This is a genomic window from Pseudomonas arsenicoxydans (genome assembly GCF_900103875.1).
GTDB classification, from domain to species: Bacteria; Pseudomonadota; Gammaproteobacteria; order Pseudomonadales; family Pseudomonadaceae; genus Aquipseudomonas; species Aquipseudomonas arsenicoxydans.
The window spans coordinates 5,516,837-5,537,298 of sequence record NZ_LT629705.1; the positions used below are offsets into that span (position 1 = coordinate 5,516,837).

Annotated in this window: 17 protein-coding genes; 8 read left to right on the forward strand and 9 right to left on the reverse strand. The window is 59.8% G+C overall.

The features are described from left to right. Window positions 1–88: 88 nt before the first annotated feature. Together BLQ41_RS25740 and BLQ41_RS25745 are read right to left on the reverse strand one after the other, a co-directional pair. Complete coding sequence (locus BLQ41_RS25740; protein WP_090186167.1) at window positions 89–1,531, reverse strand: mechanosensitive ion channel domain-containing protein; 1,443 nt, start codon at window positions 1,529–1,531, stop codon at window positions 89–91. Between the two features lie 243 nt (window positions 1,532–1,774). Then, window positions 1,775–2,641 (reverse strand): pirin family protein, encoded by an 867-nt coding sequence (locus BLQ41_RS25745; RefSeq protein WP_090186170.1) that lies wholly within the window; start codon window positions 2,639–2,641, stop codon window positions 1,775–1,777. Window positions 2,642–2,895: 254 nt separating this feature from the next. Between BLQ41_RS25745 and dkgB the strand changes: the two genes are divergently transcribed. After that, window positions 2,896–3,699 carry a 2,5-didehydrogluconate reductase DkgB gene (dkgB, locus tag BLQ41_RS25750; RefSeq protein ID WP_090186172.1) on the forward strand — a complete coding sequence of 268 codons (804 nt, stop codon included), beginning with the start codon at window positions 2,896–2,898 and terminating at the stop codon, window positions 3,697–3,699. Between the two features lie 3 nt (window positions 3,700–3,702). Here dkgB and BLQ41_RS25755 read toward each other — a convergent pair whose 3' ends face one another. The 5 genes from BLQ41_RS25755 to BLQ41_RS25780 all read right to left on the reverse strand — a co-directional run bounded on the left by BLQ41_RS25755 (window position 3,703) and on the right by BLQ41_RS25780 (window position 12,062). Next, window positions 3,703–6,876, reverse strand: a complete 3,174-nt coding sequence (locus tag BLQ41_RS25755; protein WP_231997068.1) for a transporter substrate-binding domain-containing protein — start codon at window positions 6,874–6,876, stop codon at window positions 3,703–3,705. A 47-nt stretch (window positions 6,877–6,923) separates the two neighbouring features. Further along, window positions 6,924–7,544 carry a response regulator transcription factor gene (locus BLQ41_RS25760; RefSeq protein ID WP_090186175.1) on the reverse strand — a complete coding sequence of 207 codons (621 nt, stop codon included), beginning with the start codon at window positions 7,542–7,544 and terminating at the stop codon, window positions 6,924–6,926. A gap of 142 nt (window positions 7,545–7,686) precedes the next feature. After that, window positions 7,687–8,121: a chemotaxis protein CheY gene (locus tag BLQ41_RS25765; protein WP_090186177.1), complete on the reverse strand. Its 435-nt coding sequence runs from the start codon at window positions 8,119–8,121 to the stop codon at window positions 7,687–7,689. Between the two features lie 102 nt (window positions 8,122–8,223). Continuing rightward, on the reverse strand, window positions 8,224–10,926 hold the full coding sequence (mgtA, locus tag BLQ41_RS25770; protein WP_090186180.1) for a magnesium-translocating P-type ATPase: 2,703 nt from the start codon (window positions 10,924–10,926) through the stop codon (window positions 8,224–8,226). 401 nt (window positions 10,927–11,327) lie between these two features. Beyond that, window positions 11,328–12,062: a thioesterase II family protein gene (locus tag BLQ41_RS25780; RefSeq protein ID WP_090186185.1), complete on the reverse strand. Its 735-nt coding sequence runs from the start codon at window positions 12,060–12,062 to the stop codon at window positions 11,328–11,330. Window positions 12,063–12,228: 166 nt separating this feature from the next. Here BLQ41_RS25780 and BLQ41_RS25785 point away from each other — a divergent pair, with 166 nt between their 5' ends. From BLQ41_RS25785 to BLQ41_RS25800, 4 genes are all read left to right on the forward strand, one after another. After that, a complete protein-coding gene (locus tag BLQ41_RS25785; RefSeq protein ID WP_090186188.1) occupies window positions 12,229–13,029 on the forward strand; it encodes a glucose 1-dehydrogenase in 801 nt (266 codons plus the stop codon). Next, window positions 13,022–14,848, forward strand: a complete 1,827-nt coding sequence (locus BLQ41_RS25790) for a glycoside hydrolase family 15 protein (protein ID WP_090186191.1) — start codon at window positions 13,022–13,024, stop codon at window positions 14,846–14,848. Before BLQ41_RS25785 ends, BLQ41_RS25790 begins: the two co-directional genes overlap by 8 nt. A 415-nt stretch (window positions 14,849–15,263) precedes the next feature. Then, a complete protein-coding gene (locus BLQ41_RS25795; RefSeq protein ID WP_090186193.1) occupies window positions 15,264–15,653 on the forward strand; it encodes a hypothetical protein in 390 nt (129 codons plus the stop codon). Window positions 15,654–15,687: 34 nt separating this feature from the next. Then, window positions 15,688–16,590, forward strand: a complete 903-nt coding sequence (locus BLQ41_RS25800) for an alpha/beta fold hydrolase (RefSeq protein WP_090186195.1) — start codon at window positions 15,688–15,690, stop codon at window positions 16,588–16,590. Here the strand turns inward: BLQ41_RS25800 and BLQ41_RS25805 are convergent. Further along, complete coding sequence (locus BLQ41_RS25805) at window positions 16,559–17,542, reverse strand: GlxA family transcriptional regulator (protein WP_090186198.1); 984 nt, start codon at window positions 17,540–17,542, stop codon at window positions 16,559–16,561. The genes BLQ41_RS25800 and BLQ41_RS25805 overlap by 32 nt on opposite strands. A 91-nt stretch (window positions 17,543–17,633) precedes the next feature. On the opposite strand from BLQ41_RS25805, the gene inhA reads away from it, so the two are divergent. Beyond that, window positions 17,634–18,311: an isonitrile hydratase gene (inhA, locus tag BLQ41_RS25810; protein ID WP_090186200.1), complete on the forward strand. Its 678-nt coding sequence runs from the start codon at window positions 17,634–17,636 to the stop codon at window positions 18,309–18,311. 585 nt (window positions 18,312–18,896) lie between these two features. Here the strand turns inward: inhA and BLQ41_RS25820 are convergent. Continuing rightward, window positions 18,897–19,385: an SRPBCC family protein gene (locus tag BLQ41_RS25820; RefSeq protein WP_090186205.1), complete on the reverse strand. Its 489-nt coding sequence runs from the start codon at window positions 19,383–19,385 to the stop codon at window positions 18,897–18,899. 213 nt (window positions 19,386–19,598) lie between these two features. Here BLQ41_RS25820 and BLQ41_RS25825 point away from each other — a divergent pair, with 213 nt between their 5' ends. Then, window positions 19,599–19,997 carry a GFA family protein gene (locus BLQ41_RS25825; RefSeq protein WP_090186207.1) on the forward strand — a complete coding sequence of 133 codons (399 nt, stop codon included), beginning with the start codon at window positions 19,599–19,601 and terminating at the stop codon, window positions 19,995–19,997. A gap of 63 nt (window positions 19,998–20,060) precedes the next feature. Next, complete coding sequence (locus tag BLQ41_RS25830) at window positions 20,061–20,462, forward strand: lysozyme inhibitor LprI family protein (protein WP_090186210.1); 402 nt, start codon at window positions 20,061–20,063, stop codon at window positions 20,460–20,462.

A 20,462-nucleotide genomic window follows, 5' to 3' on the forward strand; every position in this document is an offset into this window, starting at 1 on the left:
AGTGAGGGTGGATCTACGTTAATCCCGCCCGCGCCACTCACAAATAGCCAATATTCCAGAAGACGAGGAGGCCATTCACCAGCGAACCTTAGGCCCGATTGCGCAACCACTGCAAAAACCCCTTCTTCGCCACCACCGCAGGCACTTCCTGGGTCAAGCTTTGTGCCTTGTTCAAACGGAATTCCAGCAACGCCTTCATCGCTTCGTTGATGTCATGCCGCGCGTCCAGGCACGGTTTGAGGTAGTCCTTCTCGATCCGGTACAAGCTGCAAGCGGTCTTGGCGCTGAAATCTGCCGGCATCGCCGTGTCCGACAAAATCCCGCCCTCGCCGATCACTTCGCCCGGCCCCATCCGCCCGGATTCGAACTTGACCCCATTACGGCTCAGTTCCACCGAGACCACGCCGGATTCGATGATGAACAGGTGATCGCTGACCTCCCCCGCCGGCAGGATCATTTCACCGGCACGGAAGGTTTGCCGCGTCATGTTCTGGCTGAAGGTTTCTTTCTCTTCCAGGCGCAGGGTCGAGAAAATGCTCGAACTGTCCAGCAACGCCCGTGGCCTTGAAAGGTCGGCAGGCACGTTGGTTTCGACGGTCGACAACAGGCTGACACCGGACGCCTGCAAGTGTCGGTAAGCCAGATCGAACAACAGATTTCGAACCATGCGTTTCTGATCCATGGAGACCACGAAGCCGCTGATTTCATATTCCACGCCGCTGGCACTGGAGCTTTTCAACGCGACGCAGGGTGCCGGTTTGTTCAGCAGATAACGGCACCCTTGCATCGCCCGTTCCAGCGCCTCGATCACCGTATGCGGGCGCGCATGCGGGCTCAGTTGCAGGCTGATCGAGACGCCGAAGATATCGCTGGGCCGGCTGAAATTGATGATTTTGGCCTTGGCCGCCAGCGAGTTGGGAATCACCGCCATGCTGCCCTGGGAGGTTTGCAGGCGCGTGGCGCGCCAGTCGATATCAATGACCCGGCCCTCGGTGCCGTCGATGGATATCCAGTCATCGAGTTGATAGGGTTTGGTGGTGTTGAGGACGATCCCGGAGAACACGTCGCTGAGGGTGCTTTGCAACGCCAGGCCGACGACGATCGCCAAGGCGCCGGAGGTGGCGAGCACGCCCTTGACCGGCAGTTCGAGCACGTAGGCCAGGGCGGCGATGACGGCGATCAGGAAGATCACCGCGCCGAGCAGGTCTTGCAGCAAGCGTCCGGTGTGCCCGACCCGTTGCATCATCAACGCGCCGATCACTACCGTCAGCGTGCGCGCGCCGAACAACCACCAACCGATTTGCAACCCCGTGGCTGCCAGGTGCAGCGGCACGTTGTCGGCCCAGGGTGCCGGCTCCAGCGGGTTCAAGCCTTCGTTGAACAGCAGGAGGCTGAACAGCGAGAAAATCACCAGCCGGGCGACCAGTTTCCAGTTGCTGCCATTGGCACTGATCAAACGCCACAAGCCCAGATCGATCAGGATCAGGACCAGGGCGCAAATCAACGGGTGATCGGTAAGCAATGACAGCATCGAACGACTCCAGCCATGTACGGATGGGCACAGTGTAGGAGTAATTGCGGATCTGATAACACCCCAAAAAAATGTGGGAGCGAGCCTGCTCGCGATAGCGCTCTGACAGTCACTGAATCGGTGGCTGTCCTGGCGCAATCGCGAACAGGCTCGCTCCCACAGGGGATGTGTGTCGTCAGCCGTTATTGGCTATTGGTCAGGGTGTTGTAGCGGGTCATCAGGTTGCGGTAATCCGGAATCGAATCAACCGCTCATCCGACCGAACCGGCCCGACTGAAAGTCGGCAAACGCCTGGTGGATTTCCTGCTCGCTGTTCATCACAAACGGGCCGTGACCCACGATCGGCTCGTCAATCGGCTCGCCGCTGAGCAGCAACACCACGGCATCGTCGTTGGCTTCCAGAGTCAGCTGATGGCCGTTGCGTTCGAACAACGCCAGTTGCCCTTCACGCGCCAGCTCCTGGCCGTTGACCTGAACCGTGCCACGCAATACGACAAGTGCCGTGTTACGACCTTCATGCAGATCGAGGGTCAACAACTTGCCGCCGTTGAGGCGCAGGTCCCAGACATCGACCGGGGTGAACGTACGGGCCGGGCCGGTATGACCGTCGAACTCGCCGGCGATCAAGCGCAGGCTGCCGGCGTTGTCCTTGAGCGGCAGGCTCGGGATGTCGCCATCGAGAATCGTCTGGTAACCGGCATCGGCCATTTTGTCCTTGGCCGGCAGGTTGACCCACAGCTGGACCATTTCCAGGGTTCCGCCGCTTTTGGCGAAGCCTTCAGAGTGGAACTCCTCATGAATGATCCCCGACGCGGCAGTCATCCATTGCACATCGCCCGGACCAATCTTGCCGCCGCTGCCGGTTGAATCGCGGTGTTCCAGCTCGCCTTTGTAGACGATGGTCACGGTTTCAAAACCGCGATGCGGGTGCTGGCCGACGCCACGACGCTCGGTGGTCGGAGTGAATTCAGTGGGCGCTGCATGATCGAGCAGCAAGAATGGGCTGATGTGTTTGCCCAGGTTGTCGTAGGAAAACAGCGAGCGAACCGGGAAGCCGTCGCCGACCCAATGGGTCCGCGGGCTGGTGTAGATACCGATGATGTTTTTCATCCTGCCTCCAAATTCGTTGTTTGACGCGATGGACACAGCTTAAAACCGAACCCTTTAACGCACTAGACAGCAAAAATCGGCTTTAGCGTTCTATCTGGAGAACGATGGCGCCGGACCAGACACCTTCAATCCCCCAGAGACATCCACCGATTCATGACTTGCGGTCAACAGTGCTTTGCCCAACCAGCGGTTTTTCCCGGGGCGGCAGCCGGGGATACTCCTGCCCATTCCCACTGCAAACCCTGGAGTCATTGATGTCTATTCCCGCATTCGGTCTTGGTACCTTTCGCTTGCAAGGCCAGGTGGTCATCGATTCGGTGAGCACCGGCCTGGCGCTGGGTTACCGGGCCATCGACACCGCGCAAATCTACGAGAACGAAGCCGAAGTCGGTGAAGCTATTGCCGCCAGTGGCATCCCTCGCGAAGAGTTGTTCATCACCAGCAAGATCTGGGTCGCCAACTTTGCCAAGGACCGACTGATCGACAGCCTCAAGGAAAGCCTGCGCAAACTGCAAACCGACTATCTGGACCTGACGCTGATCCACTGGCCGTCCCCTGAAGATCAAGTGCCGGTCGAAGAATTCATGGGCGCCTTGCTCGAAGCGAAACGACTGGGCCTGACCCGTCAGATCGGCGTATCCAACTTCACCATCGACCTGATGAAGCAGGCCATCGCCGCCGTCGGTGCCGACAACATCGCCACCAACCAGATCGAATTGCACCCGTACCTGCAAAACCGCAAGGTCGTCGAATTTGCGCAGAACCAGGGCATCCAGATCACTTCGTACATGACCCTGGCCTACGGCGAAGTGCTGAAAGACCCGGTCATCCAGCAGATCGCCGAGCGTCTTCAGGCCACCCCGGCCCAAGTCACACTGGCCTGGGCCATGCAACTGGGTTATGCGGTGATCCCCTCTTCGACCAAGCGCGCCAACCTGCAAAGCAATCTGCAAGCCTGCAATCTGACGTTGAGCGACGCTGACATGGCGTTGATCGCAGGTCTTGATCGCGGCCAGCGATTGACCAGCCCCAAAGGCATCGCGCCGCACTGGGATTAATCGTCAGCCCTGCTCCAGGCTCTGATCGAGACGTTGCATGGCGTGCTGCAACTGATCGACGGCTTCGTCGATCAGCACTGCACTGGCGCAGGCGCACGCATGCTCCAGTTGCTCGCAATATTCGATCAGATACCTGGCGCCGACGATGCGCGCACCACCCTTGATACGGTGCGCGAGATCTTTCAACGCCGGCAGATTATCGTTGGCCTGCGCGTGTAGCAGGCTCTCGCGGTCCTCGCGGTTGGACTCCGCCAGCTTGCGTAACAATCGATCGATCTGCGTGCGGTCACCACCGATGTAGGGTTCCAGCCCGCTCAAGTCGATTTCCGACGATGGGGGGCGTGCGCTCGTGGTCTCGACAAACCGCTCCGTCAGCCACTTGTCCAGGTCCGCCAGCCGGATCGGCTTGAACAGGCAGTCGTCCATCCCCGCTTCAAGGCAACGGACTTTTTCTTCAGGTTGCGCGTTAGCGGTGAAGCCCAGAATCAGAGTGGGCGGCACGCCTTGAGCGCGTTCTTCATCACGGATCGCGCCGGTCAATTCATAACCGCTCAAACGCGGCATATTGCAGTCCGTGATGACCACATCAAAGGCATGGGTTCGCCACAACCCGAGTGCCTGTTCCCCCTCTTGGGCCTCCATCACGCGATGCCCCAGATAGTTGAGCTGGCTGGAAAGCAATTGCCGATTGGCCGGGTAATCGTCCACCACCAGAATCGTCAGCAGACGTGTGTTTATTTTTATCGCGCGATCCTCTGATTCGCAGGCCGGCAACGGTTTCAAGGCGACCGGCGACAAACTGATCTCGACCTCCGAACCCCGACCGAGGACGCTACGCAGCGTCAGTCGCCCGCCCATCATTTCGCACAGCGTGCGGCTGATGGCCAGCCCCAGCCCGGAACCGTTGCGGCCCGACGATTGAGGGTTGCTAACCTGAACGAATGGACTGAACAAGCGCTGCTGGTCGGCGTTGCTGATGCCAATGCCGCTGTCCCTGATGCGCATATCGACCGTCAGATGCCCCGACAAACCAGGTACCACCCGCAGTGTCAGACTCACCTCGCCTTCACGGGTGAACTTGATCGCGTTGCTCAACAGGTTGGACAGCACCTGCTTCAAGCGCGTGGGATCGATCAGCACATCACGGTCACTGGCAGGGTCGAGATCGACCCGCCATAGCAGATTTTTCTCCCGGGCCAGCCCTTCGAACACCCGGCAAACCGACGCCACCAATGCGTGAAGATTGACCCGTTCGGGCGTCAGGGACAAATGCCCTGATTCGATGCGTGCGATGTCGAGGATATCGCCGATCAACGCCAGCAACTGCTGTGCTGCGGTCGACGCGACGTCAATGGAAAAACGGTCGACGACGCCCTCTTGCGCGTGTTTGTCGGCCATTTCAAGCATGCCGAGCAAGGCATTCATAGGGGTGCGGATTTCATGGCTCATGGTCGCCAGGAAGGTGGTCTTCGCCCGGTTGGCATCGTCTGCCGCGTCCTTGGCCTCCTGCAATTGCTGCAACCATTGTTGTCGCTGACGGATCTGCCGACGCTGCCAGGCGATCCACCCCAGCGCCAGCATCAACGCAGCCCCTGCCGCAGCAAACGCCTGCAAAATACGTTGGCGGTGACGCAGCCAATAGCTGTCCTCGACCACCACATCATTGCTCCAGCGGGCCACCAGCGCGTCCATTTCATCGGGCGAAATGCTCAGCAATGCCTTGTTCAGAATCGACTGTAACTCCCGTGCATCGGGACCGGTGGCCAGGCTGATGCGCGCCGGTTCAACGCCCACCGTACCGCTGATACGTAAACGACCCTGGTAATACCGGGATATCAGGTAACGGGTCATGAACAACGAACTGAGCGCAGCATCGGCCTGCCCTTTATTGACCAGTTCCAGGCCCTCGGCCGGGCTTTGCACATCCACCATCCGCACGCCCGGGACGCGGGTCTGAATGAAGGCGCGTAGCGGATGACTGTGATAAATCGCCAGGCGTTTGCCGCTCAGATCCTCCAGCCTCTTGGGGCTACCCGGGGCGTCCGTACTCGCCAAGGCGTACGGAGCGACCACATAGGCCCTGGTGAAGTGCAGTTTGGCTGCGCCTTCGGTCGTGGGGATGATGGCGGGCACGAGGTCGACCTCGCCGGTCCTGAGTCGCTGGATCTGCTGGTCCAGGGATTGGCCGCGCAGCACGTTGAAGTTCAAACCGCTGCGCTGGCTGATCAGTGTCAGCAATTGCGCCGTCAACCCGCTGAATCGCCCCTCGGTATCGTAGAACGTCAACGGCGCAAAGTTTTCGACCACGCCCACGTTCACCTTCGGGTGCCGATCCAGCCAACGCTGCTCACTCTCACTCAGACTCACTCGCTGCTGACCCATGACCTTCGCCTGGCCGGCACTCCAGCGTTGTTCGATGAGCGAGCGCTGATCCATCGGGATCGCCGCCAGTGCCTTGTCGATGATGTCCTTGAGCGCCAGATTGTCCCGCGCCAATGCGAAGCCGAACGGATTGGCGTCAAGGCCGGACGGTGCCACCAAGTGAATGTAATTGAGGTAGTTGTTGTTGATCAGGTAATTGGCGCTGATAAGGTCGCCGAGGTAGACGTCATCCTGCCCATACGCCACCGCCCCGAGCGCATCGAGTGCCGACGGATACCGATGCAGGTCCGCCTCGGGATAGAACGATTCAACGGTTTGCGCCTGCAGATAGTCATCGGCCATGGCAATGCGCTTTCCCGCCAGGTCCTCGGGCAGGTGCTCGTCCTGCCGGGTGACCAGCATGGGCTGATCTTCTGCGTAGGCGCTGGACAGAATCAGATCGGGGTCGGCCGCTTCGAAGTTGTTCGAGGTGCCGAGCAGATCCAGCTCGCCGTATTTGAGCGCCTCCATGGCCGCTTCACGCGTGACATAGCGCAGCACCTCGATTTGCACGTTCAGCAGTTGTGCCACCAGCACGGCGTAATCGGCGGTGATGCCTTCGAGCTCATCGTGATTGCGCGTCACCTCGAACGGCGGGTAGTCCGGCCCGGTCACCCCAAGACGCAAGACCCGCTTGTCGCGCAGCCATTGCCGGTCCTTTTCATCCAGCGTGACCCGGTAGCCGTCTACGGTCGAACGCCCCAGCAAGTGCAATAACTTGGGCTCGTCGGCGATTGTGGCCGACGCTGGGGTCATGAGGCAAAACATCAGGAACAGCTGCAGGAAACGCACGGTCGGCGCACTCAGATCAGGTGGTTGCGTATGGCGAAGTCGCGCAGATGCACCGCCGAGTTCAGCCGCAGTTTCTCGATCAGACGGGTCTTGTAGGTGCTGACGGTCTTGTGGCTCAAATGCATGAGTTCGGCAATTTCCTTGTTTTTAATCCCCCGGGCCAGGTATTGCAGGATGGTCAACTCTCGGTTGGAAAGATTTTCGATCATCTGTCTTTCGCTGTGTTGCACCGTATCCAGCGATACAGCGGATAGCTGCATGAAATAGGTATACCCCGCCATGACGGCTTGAACAGCTTTGTGCAATTGACTCAAGTTGTTGGTCTTGGAGACATACGCCAAGGCCCCGGCGCGCATACAGCGTTCTTGAAAGAACAGCGGATCCAGGGAGGTGAATACCAGCACCACACACTTCCATTGGTTGCCTCTGATTCGCTCCAGCAAATCCAGCCCGTTTCCGCCGGGCATGACCAGATCGAGGATGACCAGATCGACCGTATGCTCACGCAATATCGACAATGCCTCGCCAACGCTGGCCGCTTCAAGAATCCGCTTGAAGCCTTCCTGCTCGAGTACAAGCGTCACTGCAGCGCAAACCACCGGATGATCGTCGACAATCAGCACTGACTTCATGGCAACTCCCTGTGCAATGACTCGACGAATGCCCGCCGGACAACGACGGGGCAGACGCAACGGCTGCGCCAAGACTCTTGCATGGGCGAAAGCAGGAATCTACCTGTAAGAAATGACAGTGGCGACGAACGGTAATAGCGAATCAACCTACAGTCTGCGCAGATCGCACGCTCGGCCAAGGGTATTGGTCTTCGTTCAGCGGCGGATCGATCATCGTCATCAGCCGCTGGATGCACGTCAAATCAGGCAGAGGTGCATGGCTCACCTGAACCCTCTGTGGCTCACCCGCCGGCGTCGGTGGCAATTGCGCCCGCTGGCCGTCGAAAATCAGTGTGTTGCGCACCTGCTGGTTATCGAGGAAGTAGCTGAGCGCATCCAGTTCGCCGCAGACCAGCGAGGCATTGACGACCACCAGATCGAACGGCTCGCCACCGTACTCGACCAGGGACAGCATGGGCGCAAGGCCCTGCACCGGCGCTACCCGGTAATAGCCGAGCTGGTTGAACAGCCGCTCGATTATCATCTGGTGGAAATGCTGCTCGTCGGCGATCAGGATACGCAGCGCTTTGTTCGGCATCGTAGCCTCCCTGGATATGGCAGATGTTGGAGGCGCAGGAGGCTACGGGAGATGCACGAAGGTTTCTGTAGGACTTTTCCTAAAAATCCGCGGCCACCTCCGTTACTGCCAACCGAACCGACGAATGTAGAACCCCTTCACCGCCTGGGTCAGGCCCATGTAAGCCAGCAGAATCACCGGCAAGAACACGAAATACAGAGACGGCAGTGCCTGCAGTTTGAAGTAATGCGCCAGCGGTCCCATTGGCAGGAAAATGCCCACGGCCATAATGACGCCGGTCATCACCAGCAGCGGCATAGCCGCGCGGCTTTGCAGGAACGGGATTTTCGGCGTGCGAATCATGTGCACGATCAACGTCTGGGTCAGCAGCCCGACCACGAACCAGCCGGACTGGAACAGGGTCTGGTGATCCGGGGTGTTGGCGTCGAACACGTACCACATCAAGGCAAATGTGGTGATGTCGAAGATCGAGCTGATCGGGCCGAAAAACAGCATGAAACGCCCGACATCCGCCGGCTGCCAGCGTTGTGGTTGCTTGAGCATTTCGTCATCGACGTTATCGAACGGAATGGCGATTTGCGAAATATCGTAGAGCAGGTTTTGCACCAGCAGGTGCATCGGCAGCATTGGCAGGAACGGAATGAACGCACTGGCCACCAGCACCGAGAACACGTTGCCGAAGTTGGAGCTGGCGGTCATCTTGATGTACTTGAGCATGTTGGCGAACGTCCGGCGCCCTTCCAGCACGCCTTCCTCCAGCACCATCAAGCTCTTTTCCAGCAGGATGATGTCCGCCGCTTCCTTGGCGATGTCCACGGCGCTGTCCACCGAAATGCCGATGTCGGCGGTGCGCAGGGCCGGGGCGTCGTTGATGCCGTCGCCCATGAAACCGACCACATGACCGTTGCCCTTGAGCAGGCGCACGATGCGTTCCTTGTGTGAAGGCGTGAGTTTGGCGAAGACATTGGTGGTCTCCACCGCCACCGCCAACTCTGCGTCGCTCATGCGCTCGATGTCGTTGCCCATCAGCAGGCCTTGTTGCTCCAGGCCGACTTCACGGCAGATCTTGGCGGTCACCAGTTCGTTGTCGCCGGTCAGCACTTTAACCGCCACGCCGTGAGCAGCCAGGGCCTTGAGCGCCGGCGCGGTGCTTTCTTTGGGCGGGTCAAGGAACGCCACGTAACCAATCAGCGTCAGTGCCTGTTCATCCGCCAGGCTGTACGTCTCCCCGCCTTCGATCATCGACCGCGCGGCCACGGCCACCACCCGCAAGCCCTCGGCGTTGAACGTTGCAGTAACCTGACGAATGCGCGCCAGCAGTTCATCGGTCAGTGCTTCGTCGGCTTCGCCATGGCGAACCCGGGTGCATACCGCCAGCACTTCTTCCACCGCACCTTTGCAGATCAGCAGGTGCGGTTGATCACGCTCGGCGACCACCACCGACATGCGCCGACGGTTGAAGTCGAACGGGATTTCATCGACCTTGTGAAATGCGGTGCCGACTTTCAGCTCACGGTGGATTTCCACGTGTTCCAGCACCGCCACGTCCAGCAGGTTTTTCAGGCCGGTCTGGTAGTAGCTGTTGAGGTAAGCCATTTCCAGCACGTCATCGGAGTCGTTGCCCCAGACATCGACGTTGCGCGCCAGAAAGATCTTGTCCTGGGTCAGGGTGCCGGTCTTGTCGGTGCACAGCACGTCCATGGCGCCGAAGTTCTGGATCGCATCGAGGCGCTTGACGATGACCTTTTTGCGCGACAGGAACACCGCGCCCTTGGCCAGGGTCGAGGTCACGATCATCGGCAGCATTTCCGGGGTCAGGCCCACGGCAATCGACAGCGCGAACAGCAGCGCCTCGGTCCAGTCACCCTTGGTGAAGCCGTTGATGAACAGCACCAGCGGCGCCATGACGAACATGAAGCGAATCAGCAGCCAGCTGACTTTGTTGACCCCGGTCTGGAATGAAGTCGGTGCGCGATCCGTGGCGCTGACCCGTTGGGCCAGGGCGCCGAAATAGGTGTTGTTGCCGGTGGTCAGAATCACCGCGATGGCCGTGCCGGACACCACGTTGGTGCCCATGAACAGAATGTTGTCCAGGTCCAGCGGATTGTGCGTATCGCCGTTCTGCTGGTGACGGAATTTTTCCACCGGCATCGATTCACCGGTCATCGCCGCCTGGCTGACGAACAGATCCTTGGCGCTGAGCACACGGCAATCGGCAGGAATCATGTCGCCGGCCGACAAGACGATCAGATCCCCCGGGACCAATTGCTTGATCGGCAATTCGCAGCGCAACGCATCCCGGCGCAGCACCGTGGCGGTGTTGCTGACCATCGCCTTGAGGGCGTCGGCGGCCTGGTTGGATTTGGTTTCCTGCCAGAAGCGCAACAAGGTCGAGAGCACCACCATCGAGAAAATCACGATGGCGGCCTTCATGTCCTCGGTCAGCCAGGAGATGACCGCCAGCAAGGTCAGCAGCAGGTTGAACGGGTTTTTGTAGCAGTGCCACAAATGGGTCCACCACGGCAGCGGTTGCTCGTGCTCGACCTCGTTGAGGCCGAATTGCTCGCGCAGGGTGTCGGCTTCGAGTTCGCTCAAGCCGTCGGTGTGGCTACCGAGGTTTTCCAGTAATTGGCCTGTGTCGCTGTTGGCGGCGCTGACCAGGGTTTGCGCGAGCGTCGGCGGCACTTCACGGCTGACAGGGATGTCGGTGAAGTTTTCCAGCAGCGCCAGGCGACGGAAGTGCCGGGCGATGTGGCGGGTGCGCAAGAATCCGGCGAAGAATTCTTTGAGCAGGGTCAGGTTCATGGCAGTTCCCCCAGGGTCGGCCAGGAAACCGTCAAGCAGGCGTGTCGAGTCGGTGCGATGTCGACAGCAAAGTCGAGCACCACACACGGTTCAGCATCGATGAGAGAGGCATCGGGGCGCAGGTCAGGACTGACTGCGATCGGGAGGCCGCTGCTCGCTATCAGGCGAGACAACGGCACACAAGGGGTGCGTTATCTTGCCGGGAAGGTGCCGGTTATCGAAACCGGCCGACTACTGTCACTCGAACAAGTACCCACTGTGGGTCTCCGTAATGGTTGAAAACGCGCGAAGCTTACGCCCCGATTTCCAGAGAGTAAACGATGCCAAGGCTTCGGATCGGGGAATTGAAAGGTTCTTCAGGAAGGGTTCAGGATCGAGGTCTGTGTGATGTTGAGAGGAGATCAAGCGCTGGCGGCCAGGGCGTGCCGGCGATGGTGCACGTTGAGCTGATCCTTGATCAGCCGCAGCACCTTGGCCTCATGTTCATGGATAAAGAAGTGACCACCAGCCAGCATGTCCACCGAGAAACTGCCGTGGGTTTCTTTGCACCAGCCAATCAACTGCTCGATGGTGGCGCAATCAGCCTTGCCGCCCAGCACATGCACCGGGCACTTGAGCAAGGGCCGCTGCTGCGGCTCGAAGCGGCCGCACAGGAGAAAATCCGCGCGCAAGACCGGCAGCGTCAGGCTCACCAGCTCCTCGTTGGCCAGCACCTCTTCACGCGTGCCATTGAGGGTGCGCAATTGCTCGATCAGTTCGGCATCGGATCTGGGTTCGGCGAAACCACGGTCATAGTCGGCCCGCATCGTCGGCGCGGCCGTGCCCGAGGCGAACAGCGCCGCCGGCTCCGGGCAACCGAGCGAGCGAAGCGCATGGGCCATCTCACAGGCCAGCAAGGCGCCCAGGCTATGGCCGAACAAGGCGTACGGCGCCTTCAGCGTGGCTTTTTGTTCCTGCGCCAGTTGCAGCGCCAGGCGCCGCATGTCGGTGTGCAACGGCTCGCCATACCGTGCGCCACGCCCCGGCAGCTCCACCGGTTGCAGCTTGATCCACTGCGGCAGCTTGCGCCGCCAGCGGCTGTAGACCATGGCGCTGGCGCCTGAATATGGCAGGCACAGCAATGTCAGCTGGGTCACCGGGCTTACCTCGAAAGTTGTCTGTTAAGAGAACGGATGAGCGCGGCGGGGAATTAGTCGTGGTGCGCGGAACAATCACCTGACGAAACTTTCATGGATCGACGTGAACTCTCGCCATCACCTGCCAGTCAGCTAAATAAGCCCTCACTTCAAGGCGCTCACGCTGATGCAGATTTCCCTCAAGCAACAAGTCGCCCTGGTGACCGGTGCCAGTTCCGGCATCGGAGCAGGCTGCGCCAAGGCCCTGGCCGATGCCGGTGCCGCGGTGGTGCTCAATTACAATTCCGAGGCTGAACCCGCCGAAGAACTGGCCCGGCAGATCATCGCTGAAGGCGGTCGGGCGATCGCCATCGGCGCTGATGTTTCAAAAGAACAAGAGGTCGAACGCCTGTTCGCGCACACCGTTGAAGCCTTCGGTTCGCTGGACATTCTGGTGGCCAACTCGGGTATGCAAAAAGACGCACCTGCCATGGAAATGAGCCTCGCCGACTGGAACCAGGTGATCGGCGTCAACCTCACCGGACAGTTCCTCTGCGCCCGCGCCGCCCTGCGTATTTTCAACCGCCAGGGTGTTCGTGAAGGGGTGTCCCGGGCAGCCGGTAAAATCATCCATATGAGTTCGGTGCATCAACGCATCCCCTGGGCCGGGCACGTCAACTACGCAGCCTCCAAGGGCGGCGTCGACATGCTGATGCAAACCCTTGCCCAGGAAGTCAGCCACCAGCGCATCCGCATCAACGGCATCGCGCCGGGGGCGATTCGCACCGCAATCAATCGCGCCGCCACCGAAGGCGCGGCTGAGCAGGATTTGCTCAAACTGATCCCTTATGGCCGGGTTGGTGATGTCGAGGACGTCGCCAATGCGGTGGTTTTTCTCGCCTCCGATGCCTCCGACTACATCGTCGGCACCACACTGTTCATCGACGGCGGCATGAGCCTCTATCCGGAGTTTCGCGGCAATGGCTGATCATCATCCCGAACGACAGAGCGCCATCGATGCCCACGGCATCATCGGCGACATGCGCAGCGCAGCACTGGTCAATGACCGGGGCAGCGTGGATTTTTTCTGCTGGCCGGAGTTCGACAGTCCGTCCATTTTCTGCTCGCTGCTGGACACACCCGAGGCCGGGATTTTTCAGTTGTCACCGGACTTGCCTGATGCGCGTCGCGAGCAGATTTACCTGCCCGACACCAACGTGTTGCAAACCCGTTGGCTCAGCGAGCGCGCCGTGGTCGAAATCACCGACCTACTCCCCATTGGCGACAGCGAAGATGATCTGCCGATGCTGATGCGCCGTGTTCGCGTGGTCAGCGGCCAGGCAACGTTTCGCATGCGCTGCGCGGTGCGTCATGACTACGCCCGCGCCAACACCCGGGCACGCCTCGATGAACAAGACGTGGTTTTCGAGGCCGACGGCCAGCCGTCCATGCGGCTCGCCTCGGATCAGCTTGTGCACGTTGACGCGAACGCGGCGGTGGCCGAATTCACCCTCAAACAAGACCAGTTCGCCGAATTCCTGCTCGGCGGCCTCGACGATCCGCGTTTCAAGGAAGGCGCCTCTGCGCTGTGCATGGAACGCACACTGAAATTCTGGCGCGACTGGACCGGCCGATCCAGCTACCGTGGCCGCTGGCGAGAAATGGTCAACCGCTCGGCCCTGGCGCTGAAGCTGCTGACCTCGCGCAAACACGGCGCGATCCTCGCCGCCGCGACATTCGGCTTGCCGGAAACCCCGGGCGGCGAACGCAACTGGGACTACCGCTACACCTGGATCCGCGACGCCTCGTTCACCGTCTACGCCTTCATGCGCCTGGGTTATGTCGACGAGGCCAACGCCTACATGAGCTGGTTGCGCGGTCGGGTCAGCGATTGCCACGGCAACTCCATGAAACTCAACATCCTCTATGCCGTCGACGGCCGCCAGGAATTGCCGGAAACCGAACTGTCGCACCTGTCCGGCCATGGCGGCGCGAAGCCGGTGCGGATCGGCAACCAGGCTTACGATCAGGTCCAGCTCGATATCTTCGGCGAGTTGATGGATGCGGTATACCTGGTCAACAAGTACGGCGACGCCATCTCCCATGAGGGCTGGAAACACGCGATAGAAATCGTGGATCAGGTTTGCGAAACCTGGCAGCAACAAGACGTAGGCATCTGGGAAATGCGCGGCGAGCAGCATCATTTTCTGCATTCGCGGCTGATGTGCTGGGTCGCTCTGGACCGTGCCATTCGCCTCGCTTCGAAACGCTCACTGCCCGCCCCGTTCGCCCGTTGGGACCAGACCCGCCAAGCCATCTACGCCGACATCTGGGAAAACTTCTGGAATGAAGAACGCGGACATTTCGTCCAGTACATTGGCGGCACCGCGCTGGATGGTTCGATGTTGCTGATGCCGCTGGTGCGCTTCGTCAGCGCCAAGGATCCACGCTGGCTCGCCACCCTTGATGCGATCGAAAAGAATCTGGTGCGTGACGGGATGGTTTACCGCTATCGCAACGATGACAGCCAGATCGACGGCCTCGACGGCACGGAAGGCGCCTTCGCCGCGTGTTCATTCTGGTACGTCGAATGCCTGGCCCGGGCGGGTCGCGTGGAAAAGGCCCATCTGGAGTTCGAACAACTGCTGAGGTACGCCAACCCGTTGGGCTTGTATGCCGAAGAGTTCGACAGCCAGGCGCGGCATCTGGGAAACACGCCGCAAGCGTTGACGCACCTGGCATTGATCAGTGCAGCAAGTTTTCTCGATCGCAAATTGAGTGGGGAGAAGAATTACTGGCAGCCTTGAGGTTGCGTCGCCCCCATCGCGAGCAAGCTCGCTCCCACATTGACCGTGTTCACTCAGAGCCCTGTGGGAGCGGGCTTGCCCGCGATAGGGCCATCAGCCGCAACACAAAGCAGATGGGACAGCCCATCTGCAACCGACGCAACCTGTCGGAAATTTCCCGTTTCAGGGTGCAGTTTGTAGGACCGATAGTGGCTCTCGATGCACTTAAACACGGCCTTACTGAATAAACACGCCTCGCCACAAGGAACGCAGGCCATTTCCCTACAACGACTAAACGAACTTTGCTGTTTACCTGCCCGACACTGGTTCCTACACCCGGAAATACCTTGTTGCCAGCTGTTACAACCCCACCTACCATCGACGGTCAACGGGTACAGCGGAGCTGTCCAACAAAACCCGAATTCAAGGAACCAGAATGACTCAACGCATCCACCGCCCCATCGACTCCCCCCTGCGGTCAGGTCTGAACCGCGATGAATTGTGGGAAGACCACGACAAAGGCCTGATCAAATGCTGGGAAATCGGCCGCCAACGTGCTGCCCGATTCCCCGACCTCTCCCAACGTTGTCTTGCCGGCGAGCTGCCGGTACTGGGATGGAAAGGTGGCGTCAGCCGCAGCCTGAAGAAACTTGAAAAATACGGATCCCTCAAATACCTCGCCCAGTGGCAGGGTTTGCGCGGGGAAGATCTGGATGTTGATCTGGAGAGAGAGCGGGCGCTGACCTGTTCACGGACCAGGATGGTGGTGACGTTTACGCCGGACCGGTCGAAATATTTCAATCAGGTGGCGGAAACCGAAGCCTAGGCAAAGGGCCGAAACAGCCACGCGGGAGGGTCAAATGAACAATGACACACAGGTGCATTTCACCAAGACCGCGAGTCTGAAGCTCGCCTACGAAGAACACGGCCCGACCACCGGCGAGCCCGTGATCCTTCTCCATGGCTTCCCCTACTCCCCACGCGCCTACGATGAAATCGCTCCAGCCCTCGCCGCCGAGGGCTACCGCGTCATCGTCCCGTACCTGCGCGGTTACGGCCCGACCCGTTTCAACAGCCCCGATACCCTGCGCTCCGGCCAGCAAGCCGCGCTCGCCCAGGATTTGCTCGACCTGATGGACGCCCTCGCCATCCCGCAGGCCGCGCTGTGCGGTTACGACTGGGGCGGTCGGGCGGCGTGCATCGTGGCGGCGTTGAGGCCGGAGCGGGTTCGTTGCCTGGTGACCGGCGACGGTTACAACCTCCAGGACATCCCGAATTCGGTGCGACCGCTGGACCCGCAAACCGAGCATCGCCTCTGGTATCAGTACTACTTCCACACCCCGCGCGGGGTCGAAGGCCTGACAAACAATCGTCGAGCCTTGTGTGAAGTGCTCTGGAAATTGTGGTCACCCACTTGGGCCAAAGGTCCCGAGTTGTATCCGCTGAGTGCCCCGGCCTTCGACAATCCGGACTTCGTCGACGTGGTGATTCACTCCTATCGCCACCGGTTCATGTATGCGCCCGGCGACCCGGCGCTGGAGTGGATGGAAGAGGCATTGACCCGACAACCGGCCATCAGCGTACCGACGATCTCACTGTGTGGCGCCGATGATGGTGTTGGCCCGGCGCCTGAAATAGACGAAGACGCCGAGCATTTCACCGGGCGCTACGAGCGAAGAGTGCTGGCAGGCGTGGGGCATAACATCCCCGAAGAAGCGCCTGAAGCGACGCTCAAGGCATTACTGGATCTGCTGAAGGGCTGACGGAAAACCGCTCGCGGTAGGCTTGTGGCGTCACGCCCATCCCGCGCAGAAAGCTGCGGCGCAACGTTTCTTCGCTGCCGAATCCGCACTGCACGGCGATGCGTTTGATCGGCACGCCGGTGTCGCTGAGTAACCGGCGCGCCGTCTCGACCCGGATCAGTTCGATGGCCCGGGCCGGGGTCTGGCCCGTGTCAGCGCGATAGTGCCGCACGAAACTGCGTTCGCTCATGCCCGCCTGCAGGGCCAGGGTCGGAATGCCGAGGTCTTTGGTCAGGTTTTCGCTGATCCAGGCGTGAAGCTCGTCGAACCGGCTGCCTTCCTTTTGCAGGGACAAGGTCACGCTGAACTGCGACTGGCCACCCGGTCGCTTGAGAAAAACCACCAATTGTCGCGCGACTTCCAGGGCCATCGTGCGGCCGAGGTCTTCTTCGACCATCGCCAACGCCAGGTCGATGCCCGCGGTGACTCCGGCCGAGGTCCACACCGGGCCGTCGTTGATAAAGATGGGATTGGGTTCCACCCGCAGTTGCGGATGCTTCTGCGCCAACTGCTCGCAACGGGTCCAGTGGGTGACGACTCGCCGACCGTCAAGCCAGCCACTCGCCGCCAGCAAAAAGGCTCCGGTGCAGACAGACGAGACCCGCCGACAGGCCTTCGCGTGTTCTCGCACCCACGCCACCAGCGGTGCGTCTTCCGCTGCGGCATACACGCCCCAGCCGCCAGCGATGATCAGGGTGTCGCTCCCTTGCTCGGGCAACGGTTCGGCCAGCAGCGCCAATCCCGCCGACGACATCACCGCCCCGCCGCCACTGGCAATCACCGTCGGTGCATAGGGCGGCGGCACACCGTGCTGGCGGGCGATGTCGTTCGCCGAGGCGAACACCTGCAACGGCCCGGTGACATCCAGCAATTGCACGTTGGCGAATGCGAGCACATGAATGGTTTTCGGCATAATTGGCGTAATTCGTGGGGTTATTGGCGTATGCGCCAGATCCTACGAGCCTAGAGTGAAGTCGTCCACCCCACTTCATGAGAAAAATGCCATGACGTTGCAGATCGGTTTTCTGTTGTTTCCACAGGTTCAACAACTGGACCTCACTGGCCCTTACGACGTGCTGGCTTCGCTGCCGGACGTGAAGGTGCATCTGATCTGGAAGGACCTGGTGCCGGTCACCGCAAGCACTGGGCTGGTGCTGAAACCGACCACGACCTTCGACGATTGCCCGGCGCTAGATGTAATCTGCATCCCCGGTGGCAGCGGTGTCGGGCCGTTGATGGAAGATGAGCAGACGCTGGCCTTTATCAAGGCGCAAGCCGCGAATGCACGGTACGTCACGTCGGTTTGCACCGGGGCGCTGGTGCTCGGTGCGGCAGGTCTGCTGAAGGGTAAACGTGCAACCACGCACTGGGCTTATCACGAACTGTTGGCGCCGTTGGGGGCGATCCCGGTGAAGGATCGGGTGGTACGTGACGGCAATCTGCTGACCGGCGGCGGGATTACCGCAGGGATCGACTTTGCCCTGACCCTGGCGGCCGAGTTGTTCGACAAGGACACGGCCGAGCTGGTGCAGTTACAGCTGGAATACGCGCCGGCACCACCGTTCCAGTCCGGCAGCCCTGACACAGCGCCGTCGAGCGTCCTGGCGGAAGCGCAACGGCGTGCGGCACAGTCGCTCCAGCAACGAACGCAAATTACCGAGCGAGCAGCGGCCAGGCTGTAAGTCGTACTTTTTCACAGGCGAAAAAAAACCCGCCTAGGCGGGTTTCTCAAGACCATTTTCGACATCCTGTCGGCAGCCATCCTGGCCAATGGTCGATCATCCGTGATCCTGAGCACTCCCTGTGCTTCAGTTGATGGATCCAGATTAACGGCATCGCTGAAGTATAAAAAGACGACATACCCGCTAGCGGGTGTAAGCGTTTGACCACTGACGTCACAAACCTGCGCTGCTGAAGCTGTCGAAGGCAGCGGCAGGAGACCGCAGTTTTTCAACAGACGAAAAAAAACCCGCCGAAGCGGGTTTTCCCAAGACCATGTCGACTCCCTGTCGGTAGCGAATCCTTGCTGATGGTCGATCATCCGTGATCCTGGAGCACTTCCTGTGCTTCAGTTGATGAGGCTAGATTACGCTTCGGATCCAATGTGCAATAGACGACATAGCTACCATCGCGTGTAAGACATTCGCTATAGCCACCCTTCCGTAAACCCTTAGACATCTAAGGTATCAAGCAGGCGAGCCCCGGTTTCCGCGGCCTGTAGCGGACTTTGCGCTGTCAGGGCAAACGCCAACCCATTGCCACCGCCGTCACTCTTCCTGAGGCTCGTGGCTCTTGGCGCTGGTCTTGAGAAACTCTTCGATATTGTTCATCTGCTCATCCCAGCCACGGCTGTCCATGCGGAACGCCTTGAGCCTGCGGTGTTGCGGGATGTGGTCGAAGCCGGACTCGGTAACCTTCAGCAAGGTGCCTTCATCTAAGTCTTCGAGTTCAAACTTCACCAAGGTAGTGGGCTCCTGGGAGTAGTCGACTTCCGGCTCCACCGCATAGGGGTGCCAGCGAAAGGAAAACACCCGCTCCGGCTCGACCCTCTCCACCAACACATTCCACAACAAGTGTTCATAGCCGGGGTACGTAATCTGCCCCTGGGTCCATTCACCGGAAACGAAACGCTTGCCCTCCAGCGAAACGCCAAACCACTGCCCAAAGGCCTCGGCATTGGCCAGCACGCGCCACACCTTCGAACGCGGCACTTTGAGCAAAATCTTCCTTTCAATGCGATCTGATGCAGGGTTCATAAGCCACCTCCTGTACTGAACAGTAGGCCTGTAAGACCACAAGACCAACCCTAAAGTTGTATCAACGGGGAGTTGTTATCAAGTGTGCCTGTAATATTCGGCCGCATTTCTGATGCCAGGTTCTGGCGTGGAACGTTGGTCAATCACTGAAACTGCTAACGTGCACAGCGCCGTCATTTATACAAACAAGACTCACTGCACAGGATCCACGCGATGAAAAGCCTGCATGGCCGCTGTTTATGCAAAGCCATCGAGTACGAACTCGACAACCTCGACATGCCCATCAGCCACTGCCACTGCCAAACCTGCCGCAAAGCACACGCAGCGGCATTTGCCTCGACAGCCGGGGTGATGCGCGAACACTTTCGCTGGATCAAGGGCCAGCATTTGCTGAACAGTTATGAATCCTCGCCGGGCAAGCTGCGGCATTTCTGTTCGGTCTGTGGCTCACATTTGATGGCGGAACGCCTGGCCCAGCCTCACGTCATCATTCGTGTGGCGACGCTGGATGATGATCCGGGCATGACGCCTCAAGCCCATATCTGGACTTCACATGACGTGCCGTGGCTTGAATATCAATCGATTGAAAAACACCCCGAATGGCAGGTGTAGATATCCCGGATATTCCAGAGCGCTACACTACCGCCACTTCCCACGTCACAGCGAGCCTCCCTCATGCACCCACGCTTCCTTCTGGCGCTGACGCCGTTACTGCTCAGCTCCATCGTCCATGCCGCAGACTGCGACAACGCCACTGACCAGTCCACAATGAACCAGTGTGCAGCGCAGCAGAACAAGGCGGCGGACAAGGAGCTGAATGCGCTTTACCAGCAGATAACCAACCGCTTGAAGAGCACTCCGGACAGCAAGAAGCTGTTGGTTGGCGCGCAGCGTTCATGGGTTGCGTTTCGGGATGCCGAGTGCAAGTTCTCGAGCGCCGGGGTAGAGGGCGGGAGTGCTTATCCGCTGATCTACAGCAACTGTGTCACTGAGCTGACCAAGGCGCGGGTGCAGACTTTCAAGAACTACTTGAAATGTCAGGAGGGGGATTTGAGTTGCCCGGTGCCGGGGGCTTGA

Excerpts from the sequence above, each read along its gene's own strand:
- BLQ41_RS25760 (WP_090186175.1), bottom strand. The coding sequence starts at position 7,544 with ATGAAGTCAGTGCTGATTGTCGACGATCATCCGGTGGTTTGCGCTGCA.
- BLQ41_RS25755 (WP_231997068.1), bottom strand. The coding sequence starts at position 6,876 with ATGACCCCAGCGTCGGCCACAATCGCCGACGAGCCCAAGTTATTGCAC.
- dkgB (WP_090186172.1), top strand. The coding sequence starts at position 2,896 with ATGTCTATTCCCGCATTCGGTCTTGGTACCTTTCGCTTGCAAGGCCAG.
- BLQ41_RS25825 (WP_090186207.1), top strand. The coding sequence starts at position 19,599 with ATGAAAAGCCTGCATGGCCGCTGTTTATGCAAAGCCATCGAGTACGAA.
- BLQ41_RS25740 (WP_090186167.1), bottom strand. The coding sequence starts at position 1,531 with ATGCTGTCATTGCTTACCGATCACCCGTTGATTTGCGCCCTGGTCCTG.
- BLQ41_RS25745 (WP_090186170.1), bottom strand. The coding sequence starts at position 2,641 with ATGAAAAACATCATCGGTATCTACACCAGCCCGCGGACCCATTGGGTC.
- BLQ41_RS25795 (WP_090186193.1), top strand. The coding sequence starts at position 15,264 with ATGACTCAACGCATCCACCGCCCCATCGACTCCCCCCTGCGGTCAGGT.
- BLQ41_RS25805 (WP_090186198.1), bottom strand. The coding sequence starts at position 17,542 with ATGCCGAAAACCATTCATGTGCTCGCATTCGCCAACGTGCAATTGCTG.
- BLQ41_RS25790 (WP_090186191.1), top strand. The coding sequence starts at position 13,022 with ATGGCTGATCATCATCCCGAACGACAGAGCGCCATCGATGCCCACGGC.
- BLQ41_RS25785 (WP_090186188.1), top strand. The coding sequence starts at position 12,229 with ATGCAGATTTCCCTCAAGCAACAAGTCGCCCTGGTGACCGGTGCCAGT.
- BLQ41_RS25765 (WP_090186177.1), bottom strand. The coding sequence starts at position 8,121 with ATGCCGAACAAAGCGCTGCGTATCCTGATCGCCGACGAGCAGCATTTC.
- BLQ41_RS25820 (WP_090186205.1), bottom strand. The coding sequence starts at position 19,385 with ATGAACCCTGCATCAGATCGCATTGAAAGGAAGATTTTGCTCAAAGTG.
- mgtA (WP_090186180.1), bottom strand. The coding sequence starts at position 10,926 with ATGAACCTGACCCTGCTCAAAGAATTCTTCGCCGGATTCTTGCGCACC.
- BLQ41_RS25830 (WP_090186210.1), top strand. The coding sequence starts at position 20,061 with ATGCACCCACGCTTCCTTCTGGCGCTGACGCCGTTACTGCTCAGCTCC.
- BLQ41_RS25800 (WP_090186195.1), top strand. The coding sequence starts at position 15,688 with ATGAACAATGACACACAGGTGCATTTCACCAAGACCGCGAGTCTGAAG.
- inhA (WP_090186200.1), top strand. The coding sequence starts at position 17,634 with ATGACGTTGCAGATCGGTTTTCTGTTGTTTCCACAGGTTCAACAACTG.